Raw genomic sequence first — 14,635 nt, forward strand, 5'->3', positions numbered from 1 at the left:
AATCTACAATCTAAAATCATAAATGTACAATCATAAATTAAATCTAAAATAAAAAAAGCCTATGTAGCAAAATCCGAGAAGAAAGAAGGATCGTTATTTAGAAAAAAACCGGAAAATGCGCCAACATTTCCCGGTGGAGTAAATGCGGTCAGTGAACTAACCAACCAACATTAAAAAACATTTTAAAAGTATGAAAAAACTCTTGAACACCATCAGGTTCAGCACGCCTTTTTTGAAATTTGATTTGAAGATGAAATTGACCACATTATTTTTATTGACCACATTGACTGTTATGCATGCAGGGGTTTCTTATTCCCAAAAAGCAAAAGTCTCTTTCAGCGCCAATAATATGTCTGTAGCAAAAGTGATAGAAAAATTAGAATTTACTACAGAATACCGATTTGTTTACAATGTAAGATCTGTTGATTTGGATCGAAAAATTGACATTAATTTAGATAATGCTTCGATAGAAACAATCTTAAGCACTATTTTTAATAACTCGAGTACCGATTATAAAGTTTCGGGAAACCACATTATTTTGACGCCTAAAAAATTGGATGAAAAAACTGCTTCAGTAAAAAAAGCAGCAGCCGATTTTATTGTAAAAGGCCGTGTAACTGACGAAAAAGGAATGCCTTTGGCAGGTGCAGCTGTTTCAGACAATGGTTCTGGAAGAGGTGTGCAAACCGATTTTAATGGTGAATTCCAAATTATTACTGTAAGCAGCGAGACTACTTTGGCTTTTGCTTATCTAGGATATATTCGCCAGGAAATAAAAGTAGAGGGAAGAAGTGTAATCAATGTTGTATTGAAAGAAGATACGCTGGAATTAGGAGAAATCGTAATTACAACGGGTTATCAAAATATTAATAAAGAGCAAGTTACAGGAGCTGTTTCTACTTTAAAAACAACAGATTATCAAGAACAGCGTCTAAGCGGATTAGATAAAATCTTAGAAGGACGTGTGGTAGGATATCAAAACGGAAAAATTAGAGGAACCACAACAATGACTGGTCTTTCAACACCGCTTTATGTTATCGACGGATTCCCTGTTGAGAACACCAAATTAACTCCTTATGCTTCTATAGAAGAAAATCTGCCTAGTTTAAACTTAGAAGATATCGAAACGATTACGGTTTTAAAAGATGCTGCAGCTTCTTCTATTTATGGAGCACGTGCAGCGAATGGCGTTGTGGTAATTACAACCAAAAAAGCAAAAGCAGGAAAAACAAATATCTCATTTTCAAGTAATTTAACGATTACGCCTTATCGAAATTATACAGGCAATCTTACGGATTCTGCCGATATAATTGGTTTAGAGAGAGGATGGGCAGCAGGAAACCCGAATTTACAAGGTGCAAATGCAGGAACGTATTCGCAGTCTTTATTGAACAATGCGGTATTTACAAGTTTAGGAATGCAGACAATCTTAAAAGGATATGCAGGTGTTACTTCGCAGACGGAAGCAAACAATACTTTAAATACACTTGCGGGACAAGGTTACAAATACTATGATGATGTTGCAAAATATGCTAAGCGCGACCAATATTTTATGCAGCATAATATTAGTTTAGGAAAAGCAACCGATTATAATACTTTTAATGCTTCCTTGACATACAAAGACAATCAGTTAGAAGACAGATATTCTGAAAATCAAACGGTTGGACTTAATTTGAAAAATTCTACACAGATTAACAGCTGGCTTTCGTTAGATTTAGGATCGTATACCAATTTTGGAAAAGGAGACACACAGAGTTATATGCCTAGTAATCCAATTACTAGTTCTGTTAATCCAGGTTATAAATATCAGCCATACAACCAGTTGGTTAATAATGATGGAACTAACTTTGTATCAACAGCAGCTTCACGTTACAACAATTACACCTTGCAGTCTATGCAGACTTACGGGCTTTACAATATGGACATTACCCCAATGGATGAATTGGGAAGAAATTTACTTGAAAATAAAAATTTCTTAAACCGAACTTTTGCAAAATTCAATGTCAAATTCAGTAATGCGTTTACCTACAATGCAATGTTTCAATACGAATACGGTTCAGATCGAGCAAGTCAACTGTTAAGTAAAGATTCTTACTACGTTAGAAATAAAGTAAACAGTATGGTAACCATTGCCAATAATAAAGCTGTTTATAATTTGCCTTATGGAGATATTATACAAGAAACCAATCATTTTTCTAACGCTTATAATTTCCGCCAGCAGTTAAACTACAATCAAATTTTTGCAAAAAAACATGATTTTTCTGCCATTGCAGGGATGGAAATTCGCCATGCAAAACAAGAGTTCAGCACTAACACACGTTATGGTTATGATGACCAGACTTTAGGTTTTGCACCTATAAATCAAGCCGATTTATTAAAAGTATACGGAACTGTTTTTAACGGTTACATGTTACAAAATGAATTTTCATTAGAAAAAGAATTGCAAAACCGTTACGTTTCAGTTTATGCTACTGGAGGTTATACTTATGACAGAAGATATTCTCTTTCTGGCAGTGTACGCTGGGACCGTTCTAACCTTTGGGGAACTGACAGCAAATATCAAAACAAACCAATCTGGTCTACAGGTGCTGCGTGGAATATTGATAAAGAATCATTTTTTGAGTCAGAATGGGTAGATGCTCTTAAACTTCGTGTTTCTTATGGTATTGGAGGAAACATTGCAAAAGATTCTGCACCGTATCTAACGGCTTATTATGATTCGAATTCAAATGTTGGAGGAAACCAAGGAACCGTCAACAAGAGGCCAAATCCAGAATTGTCTTGGGAAAAAACGACTACAACCAATATTGGATTCGATTTTTCATTCTTTAAAAGCAGATTAAGCGGAACGCTAGATTTTTACAACAAAAAAGGAGAAGATTTATTAGCCAGCAGTCAGGGAATTCCAACAGAAGGCTGGGGGTATTCTACGTACTACATTAATAATGGGGAGATGACTAATAAGGGTATCGAAACCACTTTAAGAGGTACAATTGTAAAAACACCTTCATTCTCTTGGGATGCATCTGTTTTATATGCCTACAACAAAAACAAAGTCGATTATGTAAATGTAAAAGCTCCTGTTTACTACCTGCAATTAGATCATTCAGAATCTTTCCCGAGAGTAGGTACTAGTTACAACGCTATTTACGGATACAAATGGGCAGGATTAAGTGCTACAGGAATTCCACAGGTTTATGATGCTTCTGGAACCGCAGTAAAGTACAATCCAGGGCAGCTGGACGCTATTTACGATTTCGGTTCAACAGTTCCTTTGCATAGTGGTTCTTTCCATACTGCTGTAAATTATAAAAACTTTTCGCTATCTGCACTTTTCATTTACGAGTTAGGACATAAAGTTAAAAATACTTTTCTGCCAATGCTGAATAATAATTACAATGGTGCAGCAGGAGGTTATGTAACAGATATTTCGGTAGTAAACAACCATATTGCAGATCGCTGGATGCAGCCTGGAGACGAAGCATTTACTAATATACCAAGAGCAGTATACGAATACGATCCAGAATTTAATTCAGATTCCCGTACTATTTATTCGTATGCAGATATTAATATTCTGGATGCATCAAATGTCAGATTAAGCAACATTTCGTTAGCGTATCAAATGCCAAAAGATCTTATTAAGAGAGTAAAATTAGACGGTGTACGTTTTAACTTAAATGCAGAAAACGTGTACACTTTTGCAAAAAGCAGAGATGCTAAGTTTATGTTGAACGGATTCCAATCTCCAAGTTTTGTTTTTGGGGTAAATGTTAATTTCTAATTTTTAAGACGATGAAAAAAATATATCAAAATGCACTGTGCCTTTTAGCTTTAGGATTAACATTTGCTTCTTGCGATAACTATCTTGATGATGTGCCAAAAGGATCAAAAGCCCCAACTGCGCTGGCAGATTATGAAGCTTTTTTACGTGATGAATATACCAATCATAGAGTTGATATTACTGGAGCTTCACAACTATTAAACGATCAATATGTAACACTTGCCAATTTAGCAAGCTATAGATTGTATAATGCTAATTATATGTGGGACGAAAATGCGGACCGTATCGCATTGAAACAATCAGATGAAACAGCATATTATTCTAGTTATGCCGGAATTTCGACTTTTAATTTAATTATCGAAAATGCCTTAACAACGACAAAAGCAACCGACGCAGAAAAAAGAATAGTTTGGGCAGAAGCAAAAGTATTGCGTGCCATGAACTACTTTAATCTGGTTAATTTTTATGCCGATACTTATGCCGCGTCAACCGCTTCTACAAAATTATCTGTGCCTTTAATTACAAGTGCCGATATTAATGCGCCAAGCAGACAAGTAACTATTCAGGAATTGTATGATTTTATTTTGAATGATGTAAAAGACGCGCTGCCGTATCTGCCAAAAGTGTCGCAAACAGCTTTACATCCAAATTTAGGAGCCGGTTATGCTTTTTATTCAAGAGTTTATTTACAAATGAATAATTATACAGAAGCCTTAAAATATGCTGATTTGGCATTGGCAGAGAATAATAAATTATACGACTGGGTGGGGTATTACAATACCAACAAAACCATTATTGATCTGCCAAATTCCTACACCACTACAACATCTCCAATGGGGTACACTTATGTAGAAAACTACACGTACCGTCATGGGACTTATTCTAGTTTAACCACAGAAAACAGTATTCCTGTAGAACGTGCACAGCGTTTTGAAACCGGTGACGCCCGTTTTATTTCTCGCTGGAAAATTTATACTGTGGGAGCAGAAACGTATTACAGAAGAACTTTATCGGGAGCTTTCAATTTTGGAGGTATCACAACGGTAGAAGTGTATTTAATTAAAGCAGAATGTCTGGCTCGTGCAGGACAAATCAGCGATGCGTTAAATGTTTTAAACACCGTTCGTAAAACCCGTATTCTTCCGGCTTCTTATCAGGACATCGCAACTGCTGATAAAACGGTCGCTTTGAATGCTATTTACAAAACGAAAGCAAACGAACTGATTAACACATTGATTCCATTTGCAGATGCAAAACGTTTAAATGCAGAAGGTGTTTATCCTGTTAGTTTTACAAAAACAGCAAACGGAACGACTTATACATTAAAATCAGATTCACATTTGTGGACAATGCCTTTCCCGCAAGGTGCAACACAAAATCCGGGGAATGGAACGATTACTCAAAACGTAGCTAAATAATCAAAAAAAAAACTAAAGCTTCCTGATTAGAAAAACTTCTGAAAAGGAAGCTTTATAAAAAAATAACAACCATGAAGAATCTAAAAACCAATATTTTCGCATTCTGTGCCTGTATAATGCTTACAGGATTTGCAAATGCACAAGCAAAAAAAACGGTTGATACAGGTTATGTTTTAGAAGGACAAATTGCAGGTCTTGAGGACGGAACGAACATAACATTAGTTCCCGGAGCAACACATTCCAGCGAAAAAGCAATAGCTGCAACCAAATTAAAAGAAGGAAAATTTTCGTTTACCGGAAAATTAAGCGAGCCTCGATTTTTTTACATCGCATTTGGAGACAACAAAGGATTTATACCGATTATGGTCGAAAATTCTAAAATAAAAGTAACCGCCGCAGCCGAAAAACCAAAAGAAGAAGGCGGCAGAATCAACTTTAAAGACGAAAAAATTACAGGCTCAAAAGCAAACGATTATTTTGTGAAACAAACGGCTTTTAAAGAAGAATTAAATAATGATTATGCTGCTTATCACGTTGGAATTGACAAATTGAGCGACATTGTGGGCAAAGCCCGAAAAGAGAACAACAAAAAAATAATGGATTCTGTTTTTAATCTTGAACAATGGAAAAAATTTGAAGCAGACGAAAAAGCGTTCTTTACCAAAGTTGAAAAATTAACTACAGATGTTGTTATAAAACATAAAACAAACTGGTGGGGACCATTCTTTATGATGACACAATTCTCGTACCTGACGCCAGATCAAAAACCTTTGTACGAGCAATTCTCCGATGCAGCTAAAAAAAGCTATTACGGACAATTGGTTGATAAAGAAATTAACCCAAAATCTTTGGTAGGAACAAGTGTTGCCAATTTTAAACTGAATGATAAAGACGGAAATCCTAAAAATGTAAAAGACATTGTTTCGGGTAAAAAATATATTTTAATAGACTTCTGGGCCTCTTGGTGCGGACCATGCCGAAAAGAAATTCCGAACCTAAAAAATGCTTACGCAGCCTATGCAGAAAAAGGTTTTGAGGTAGTAAGTATTTCGATCGATCAAGATCAAAAAGCGTGGTTAAAAGCTTTAGGACAAGAAAATATGCAATGGCCAAATTTATACGATGACGATAAAGTAAGCAAAGCATTTAATGTAAAAACAATTCCAGCCACTTATTTAGTAGACAGCAAAGGCGTTATTATTTCTGATAATTTACGCGGAGAAGCATTAGATGCAAAATTGAAAGAATTATTGAAATCTTAGGTTTTTTTAAGTTCAGGTTTCAGGTTTCAAGTTTCAGGTTTCAAGTTTCAGGTTTCAAGTTTCAGGTTTCAAGTTTTAGGTTGGTTTGATGAATGAAAAGCTTATTAGAAGCAGCTAAAATGATTCTATGTGTTAGAAAAAACATCGCAATAAAAAAAAAGCAATATGAAAAATATAATTTCAAAATCAGGTTTAGCGGCACTAGCACTTGCCGCAACAATAACTTCGTGCTCAAAAAAGGCAGAAAGTTACACCATTAAAGGAAAAATCGACGGCTTAAAAGACGGATTAGTGTATCTGGAAACCTTTGGCGACAGCATCAAAGTCGTAGATTCTGTAAAAATCGTAGACGGTAAATTCACCTTTACAGGAACTGTAACAGAGCCCTTATTGCATACCATTAAATTAAAAGGGGTAGAATACGGAAGATCTTTTGTATTAGATAACGAAACAATCGCTTTTACAGCGTTGAAAGATTCTATTTTTAAAGGAAAAATTGAAGGAGCAAAACAAGACTCGATTTATCAGTCTTATTACAATAATGAATTTAAAAAAATTCAAAAAATCGCATTTCCTTTGTACCAATTATCCGATTCCTTGTATAAAATTGATGCTGCAGACAAAACGATTCCAAAAGGAAAATTATCAGAAGAACACCGTGTTTTTATGGATAAAAAATGGGCAGATCTTCAAGAAATTGCAGACAAAGAAACAGCCGGTTATATTGAAAAAAACAAATCCAATATCGGAGCCGCTTTGGTTTTGGACGATCGATTGATTAAATACCCAAACCCAAAATTGGCTAAGAAAATGTACGATGCTTTAGCGCCAGAAGTACAGCAGTCTTTTTACGGAAAAAAAGTAAAAGCCTCGGTAGATCTTTTTGAAAAAACAGCCGTTGGAGCCGTTGCTCCAGAGTTCTCTCAGACAGACGTAAACGGAAAAGTGGTAAAATTATCAGACTATAAAGGCAAATATGTCTTAATAGATTTTTGGGCAAGCTGGTGCGGACCATGCCGAAAAGAAAATCCGAATGTGGTTGCGGCCTACAAAGCATATCATGAAAAAGGATTTGAAGTTTTAGGTATTTCCCTGGACGACAAAAAAGAACCTTGGTTAAAAGCAATCGAAAAAGACGGTCTTACTTGGACACATGTTTCGGATTTAAAAGGATGGAAAAACGAAGCAGCCAAAATCTACGGTGTTTCTGTTGTGCCAACCAATTATTTAATTGGACCTGACGGAAAAATTGCAGCTTCGAATCTTCGTGAAGAAGCACTTCAAACCAAATTAAAAGAAATTTTTAGTAAATCTTAAAAGTATATTTGAAGTAAATAAAATCTATTTTTGATGCTGATAAAACGGATTTGCTTTCGCAAAAGTGCAGATAAAAAAACATTTTTTATGATGCTAAAGCAAAAGAGCCGCATTAATCCGTGTTTTTGCGACAGCGAATCCGTTTTATCCACGTTCAAAATTACAGACAGCTATTTCGTAAAACTTTGAAAAAAGGCAGCGACTAACAAACATCACATCAAAAAATGAAAAAAACAATCTTTCTGGGCTTTTGCTCACTTGCTTTCTGTACGCTTATTTCTGCGCAGGAAAAAAATAACAACTTTAAGAAAATTAAAGAATTAGGCGGAATTGAAGAGTATTTGTACCAGCCAAATGGCATGAACATACTTTTGCTTCAAGACAATGCCTCGCCGGTTGCAACGGTACAAATTGTATATCGCGTAGGGTCTAAAAATGAAGTAATAGGCAACACAGGTTCAACACACCTTTTAGAACATTTAATGTTTAAAGGAACTGCTTCATTCAACAAAAAAAACGGCAATACTATTACAGATGTTTTGCAGAATACAGGAGCACAATTAAACGCCACAACTTGGTACGACAGAACCAATTATTTTGAAACCCTGCCAAGCGATAAAATCGGTTTGGCACTGCAGATTGAAGCCGACAGAATGCGTAATTCTTTGTTATTGAAAGAAGATAAAGAAGCCGAAATGACGGTAGTTCGCAATGAATTTGAACGCGGTGAAAACGATCCAAATAGTTTATTAGACAAAGAAATCTGGGCGTCTGCTTATATTGCACATCCGTACCATCATTCTACAATTGGCTGGAAATCGGATATCGAAAAAGCACCGATTGAAGTGCTGCGTAATTTTTACAACACTTATTATTGGCCGGATAACGCGACTTTGACCATTATTGGAGATTTTAAAAAAGAAAATGTTTTTGCCTTAATCGAAACCTATTTTGGCAAAATAACAAAGGCACCAAACCCAATGCCGCAACCTTACACAGAAGAACCGCAGCAATACGGGCCGCGTAAAATTGTAGTAAAAAAACCAGGTGAATTGGGCGTAATCAACAAAGCGTATAAAATTCCAGGCGCATTGCACGAAGATCTTCCAGCTTTGAATATTTTGGGAGAAATTATCGGTTCTGGACCTTCGGCAATTTTAAACAAAACTTTTGTAGACACACGTTTAGGAATTTACGCTTATGCAAATGCAACCAACTTTAAAGAAGTCGGGCTTTTTACCATCGGAGTTGGATTTCCTACAACCTCAAAACACGAAGATATTGACGCCAAAATAAACGAAGTGGTTGCAAAAATCCAGAAAGAAGGCGTAACTCAGGACGAAATCAATCGCGTAGTGGCAGAGATCAGCACACAGACTATTTTGAGCAGAGACGGTTCTGGCGTAATTGCATCGGGATTAAACGAGGCGATTGCTTCGGGAGACTGGACAGATTACGTAACAGGAGTTGACAGACTTAAAAAAGTAACTCCAGCAGACGTTTTGCGAGTAGCGCAAAAATATTTGGTTGAAGATCAAAGTACAACGGGCTATTTTATTCCGAAACAATCTGGTGAAAGTAAAGCACAAGATCAGGCAGATGCCAATCATTTTATGCCAGAAAACGGACCTTTTTATTACAGAGATTCTAATCACAATCATAATGAAGAGCCTTCTGGAAATTTAATTGCAGCTCATACAGCAATTTTAAATGAAAATAAAATGGAAGCCGAAAGTGATCTTTTAATCGAGAAAAGTGCATCGGCATTTAAAAGAGAAAAAATAGCAGGAATCGATGTTGTTTCTGTAAAAACAGCCGCGAAAGATTTTGTTACAGTTGCAGCTAGTATCTCGGCAGGGAATTTTGCAAACGAAACCAAAAATGCCATAATTCCTTCGTTAACCGCATCAATGTTATCAAAAGGAACCACCTTAAACGACAAATTTAAATTTTCTCAGAAATTACAAAAATTAGGAGTTAAACTTAACGTAAGTGCATCGACAACCAAAATTAATATTGGTTTTAAATGTTTGAAAAAAGACTTGGATGAGGTTGTTTCTTTATTGGCAGAAGAATTGAGAAATCCGTTGTTTGATGCCAAAGAATTCGAAAATCTAAAACAACAGTATACAGGAAATACACAGCAAAGTTTAAACGATCCGGGCGAAAGAGGAAGTATCGCTTTATCTCAGGCAATTTATCCAAAAGGAAATCCAAACTACGATTTAAGTGTTGAAACAAATTTAGAAAATATTAAAAATGCCACTTTAGACGAAGTAAAAGCATTTCACAAAAAATATTTCGGACCTGCGTCGATGCATTTAGTAATTGTAGGCGATACCGAAGGAGCCAATTTAAATGCGTGCTTAAAAAAACATTTTAAAAACTGGACGGGCGGTGTTGCCGAAAACCTAAAATTTGAAGAAGCCGTAAAAGCAAACTCCAAAACAGAAGTTATTACCATTCCAGAAAAACCAAGTGCCGAATTGTTCATCGGACAATATACTGGTTTAAAAAGAGCCGACGCCGATTATATTCCGTTTTACATTGCCAATTATACATTGGGAGCAGGGTTTGCAGGACGCTTGATGCAGACGGTTCGTGACAATGACGGATTAACCTACAGCATTTCGTCTGGAATAGGGGGTAACATCCAAACGGGCGGTTATTGGTTTGTAAACGCTTCTTTCAATCCAAATTTATTTCAAAAAGGCTTGGACGCCACCATGGTGCAGGTTGACAAATGGGTAAAAGACGGCATCACGGCTCAGGAACTCGAAAACAAAAAAAGCAACTTAATTGGAAGTTTTAAAGTCGGAATGTCTACAACTGCTGGAATGAGCAGAACGATTTTAAGTTTTATAGAAAGAGGTTTAGAACCAGATTATATTCAGCAATATCCTAAAGACATTGAAAAAGTGACTTTACAGCAAGTAAATAACGCCGTAAAGAAATACATTCAATTGGATAAAATGATTATCATCAAAGCGGGTTCTCTAGATAAAGATGGAAATCCTTTGAAGTAAGTGTAACTGCGAGTGAACTTTGTCAGAGTTTAAAACTTTGACAAAGTTATGGCAGCTTTAAGGTTTGATGCTGTTTTATAGCATTCGAAGTAACACAAGTAACTCCGCACAGTTTTAAAATCTAAAATCTAAAATCTAAAATCTAAAATCTAAAATCTAAAATCTATTTTAATAGTCGTCTTTCATCATTTTTAAGTAAAATCTGAATTAGTAAGCAATTTTTCTGTGAAAGACCTAAAAGAGCTGTTTTTGCCGACAGCTCTTTTTTTTAAACATCAAAGAAATGAAAAAAATAATCATCGCAATATTCCTATTGTGCAGCTTCTTTATGTCTGCGCAAATGTATAATCCAGTAAAATGGAAGACTTCTGTCGAGAAAATTTCAGATCAGGAATACCTCTTAAAAGTACAGGCCGAAATACAATCGGGCTGGCATTTGTACGGGCAGTACATTGAAGAAGGCGGACCGTCAAAAACCGAATTCACCTTCCATAATCCAAATAAAAATTTCGATTTAATCGGAAAAACAACCGAAGAAAAAGGACATGAAGTAGTCGATAAAATCTTCGATATGAAAATTAAATATTTTGAAGGAAAAGCACTTTTTACCCAAAAAATAAAATTCAGTGCAGCGCCAGTTTCCAAAATCACAGCTTCTGTTGATTTTATGGTTTGCGACGACAGCAATTGCCTGCCGCCAACAACCGAAGAATTATCGTTTAAAATTCCAGAAATTAAAAAAACAACAGAAGCTGCTGTAAATCCAATTTCGGCTGATACAACAGCAGCAGCACAAGGAACCATTAAAAAAGAAGAAATTGTTACGGCAAAACCAGCATTTGCAAAAACGCAAAAAACAGCATCCAGAAACTTAATCAGCATTTTTATAATTGCTTTTCTGTCTGGGTTTGCAGCTTTATTAACACCTTGCGTTTTCCCGATGATCCCGATGACCGTAAGTTTTTTTACAAAACAAAGTAAAAGCAGAGCCGCAGGAATTCGAAACGCTTTGATTTACGGTTTTTCAATTATCATGATTTACGTTTTATTAGGTTCGATTGTAACAGCCGTTTTTGGTGCCGATTCGCTAAATGCGCTTTCTACAAACGTTTGGTTCAATCTGATATTCTTTATTTTATTGGTCGTTTTTGCCGTTTCGTTCTTGGGTGCTTTCGAAATTATGCTTCCCAATTCATTAGCCAATAAAGTAGATTCGCGGGCAGACAGAGGCGGATTGATCGGGATTTTCTTTATGGCTTTAGCGTTAGCAATCGTGTCTTTTTCTTGTACAGGACCGATTGTTGGAACTTTATTGGTCGAAGCGGCTTCAAAAGGAGGCATCGCGCCAATTGTCGGAATGCTGGGATTTTCTTTCGCAATAGCGCTGCCATTTTCATTATTTGCTGCTTTTCCGGGCTGGTTAAACGCACTCCCAAAATCGGGCGGCTGGCTGAATACCGTAAAAGTAGTTTTAGGATTTTTGGAATTGGCTTTGGCTTTTAAATTTTTATCAAATGCCGATTTGGTTCTACAATTGCATTGGCTGGAAAGAGAAGTTTTTTTGGCCATTTGGATTGCCGTTTTTGGAGCGTTAGCTTTTTATTTATTCGGAAAAATAACCTTGCCTCACGATTCACCTTTAAACCATATTTCGGTTGGAAGATTAAGTTTCGGATTAATTGTTTTGAGTTTTGTTATTTATCTGATTCCAGGCCTTTGGGGAGCACCTTTAAAATTAATAAGCGGTTTTCCGCCCCCAATGCATTACAGCGAATCACCAAACGGATTGGGAGTTTCAAGCAATTCAGAAGTTAAAAAAGAAGGTGCATTACCAGAAGGAGCAGAATACGGCCCGCACAATATCATCACATTTCATGATTATGATAAAGGAATGGAATTTGCCAAAAAAGCAGGAAAACCCGTTTTACTAGACTTCACCGGATTTGCCTGTGTAAACTGCCGAAAAATGGAAGAACTCGTTTGGTCGGATACTAAAGTTCTGGGGGTTTTAAATAATGATGTGGTTTTGATTTCATTGTATGTAGACGATAAAAAAGAGCTTCCAGAAAACGAGCAATATGTTTCTGAAACTACCGGAAAGAAAATCAAAACGATAGGAAATAAATGGAGCGACTTACAGATCAAAACCTACAAAGCCAATGCACAGCCGTTTTATGTAATTGTAGATCATAAAAGTGCAAATTTAACCGAACCTTCGGCATACAATCCCGATATTGAAGCGTATTACAACTGGCTGCAGTCTGGAATCAAAAACTTCAAAAAATAATTGTTTTTAAAAAGTGAAAAAATGGAGACAATTATAGAAAAAGCGGCAGATTAAGAACAGTATTTCTCAAAATTTAGAGAAAACACGATTGGCAGTAATCATACTTTTGACACGATGTACGGCACGCAAAAATTGCTTTACGCGGATTGGATTGCCAGCGGTCGTTTGTATTTTCCGATTGAAGAAATTATGCTGCGAAAAATTGGCCCGATGATCGCCAATACGCATTCTTTTTCTTGCACGTACAGTGACGCTCGCGCCAGCGTGGGTTTACTCTCAATCGTTAGCGCGGATTTGCAATCCGTGCCCGCAACAGTTACACAAAAAACAAATCATTAAAACAAAAGTCACAAATTAATGAGCTTTTTTATATTTACAAAGAAAACAAACCAATCTTTGCGGGCACGGATTGCAAATCCGCGCTAACGATTGAGAGTGAATCCGCGCTATCGTTGCGGAAATAGATCTGCGCTATTGGGATTGCCTTCAATTTAATTGAAGGCAATTTATTATTTTACGAACCACATTCACCACTAGCTAAGCTTAAGATCATAACGTTCTTCATTAAATGTTTTCCCCCATTCCTGCACTTCTTCAGACATTGTAAGTTCAAATCCTGCCATTTTATACATTTGGAGCGCTTTATCCTGAAGGCTTGTCGTAAGAAGAAATACATTTTTGAATTTTTGCTCTTTACAAAAATCTATTGCGTCAGTGAGAAGTCTTTTTCCAATTCCGAGACCTCTGAAAGCGGGATCCAGAAGAAACCATCTCAATTGAGCTTCTTCGTTGGGCTGGTGTATAATTGCAGCGCAGCCAACAATTTTATTATGGTATTCTGCCATCCAGATACGGTCTTTTTCGGGAGAATGTTTTTCTAAAAAATCGTAAAAAGTCTTGATCACATATTTCTCAAAATCGCTCGAAAAATGGTATTCTTTTCCATAAATAGCGCCGTGCAGATGAATGATATAACCAATATCTCCTGGGGTAATTTCATGGCGATAAGTAATGTCTTCTTTCGCAATTTTATTTTCTGTAAGCAGGTTTCTTACCGTATGCATCGAGTTTACTAAAATTTCTTTTTCAGACGGATTTAGTTTCTCAATTTTTCCTTCTATTTTGTTTTCCGATTTCGTATTTAAAACAGCCAGTAATTCAATTCCAATATCCGTTAATTTAATATTGAAAGCACGCTTGTCTTCTGCAGAAGTCACTTTTACGATTAAATTTTCTTTTAAAAAACGTTTTAAAATCCGGCTTAAGTATCCTTTATCGAGATTTAAAATTTCAGTGATTTTCTGTGCTGTTATTATTTTGCTTTCGCTGATTTCATAAAGAATACGGATTTCGGTCAACGAATAATCACTATCCAGATAATGCTGGCTTAGGATATCTAAATGTGCTGTATAGAATCGGTTAAAACTTCTAATTTTTGAAGTTGTTGTAGTCATAGCTTTAAAAATTGTATTACAAAAATACAAATATAGAAAAATAGTTGCTTTTGTCAACTAAATTGATTTTTAAAAGATAAAAATTATTCT

General features: G+C 36.0%; 8 protein-coding genes. 7 read left to right on the forward strand and 1 reads right to left on the reverse strand.

Annotated elements, in window-relative coordinates; genetic code table 11:
• The first annotated feature begins 190 nt into the window (after window positions 1-190).
• From C4F50_RS00155 to C4F50_RS25585, 7 genes are all read left to right on the forward strand, one after another.
• Entirely contained in the window at window positions 191-3,781 is a 3,591-nt protein-coding gene (locus tag C4F50_RS00155) for a SusC/RagA family TonB-linked outer membrane protein (protein ID WP_193844417.1), read from the forward strand.
• Between the two features lie 11 nt (window positions 3,782-3,792).
• Complete coding sequence (locus C4F50_RS00160) at window positions 3,793-5,199, forward strand: RagB/SusD family nutrient uptake outer membrane protein (RefSeq protein ID WP_193844419.1); 1,407 nt, start codon at window positions 3,793-3,795, stop codon at window positions 5,197-5,199.
• A 71-nt stretch (window positions 5,200-5,270) separates the two neighbouring features.
• The gene (locus tag C4F50_RS00165) at window positions 5,271-6,461 is read left to right on the forward strand and encodes a TlpA disulfide reductase family protein (protein ID WP_193844420.1); all 1,191 of its coding nucleotides are present in this window, start codon (window positions 5,271-5,273) and stop codon (window positions 6,459-6,461) included.
• A gap of 165 nt (window positions 6,462-6,626) precedes the next feature.
• The gene (locus C4F50_RS00170) at window positions 6,627-7,778 is read left to right on the forward strand and encodes a TlpA disulfide reductase family protein (RefSeq protein ID WP_193844421.1); all 1,152 of its coding nucleotides are present in this window, start codon (window positions 6,627-6,629) and stop codon (window positions 7,776-7,778) included.
• A gap of 224 nt (window positions 7,779-8,002) precedes the next feature.
• On the forward strand, window positions 8,003-10,804 hold the full coding sequence (locus tag C4F50_RS00175) for a M16 family metallopeptidase (protein WP_193844422.1): 2,802 nt from the start codon (window positions 8,003-8,005) through the stop codon (window positions 10,802-10,804).
• A gap of 283 nt (window positions 10,805-11,087) precedes the next feature.
• Window positions 11,088-13,091, forward strand: coding sequence for a protein-disulfide reductase DsbD family protein (locus tag C4F50_RS00180; RefSeq protein ID WP_193844423.1), 2,004 nt, complete (start codon window positions 11,088-11,090; stop codon window positions 13,089-13,091).
• A gap of 114 nt (window positions 13,092-13,205) precedes the next feature.
• Entirely contained in the window at window positions 13,206-13,430 is a 225-nt protein-coding gene (locus tag C4F50_RS25585; protein ID WP_228011929.1) for a hypothetical protein, read from the forward strand.
• A gap of 194 nt (window positions 13,431-13,624) precedes the next feature.
• On the opposite strand, the gene C4F50_RS00190 is transcribed toward C4F50_RS25585, so the two are convergent.
• Window positions 13,625-14,545: a bifunctional helix-turn-helix transcriptional regulator/GNAT family N-acetyltransferase gene (locus C4F50_RS00190; protein WP_193844424.1), complete on the reverse strand. Its 921-nt coding sequence runs from the start codon at window positions 14,543-14,545 to the stop codon at window positions 13,625-13,627.
• Between the last annotated feature and the right edge of the window lie 90 nt (window positions 14,546-14,635).

Origin of the sequence: Flavobacterium hungaricum, from assembly GCF_015182285.1 — a bacterium.
Lineage (GTDB): Bacteria > Bacteroidota > Bacteroidia > Flavobacteriales > Flavobacteriaceae > Flavobacterium > Flavobacterium hungaricum.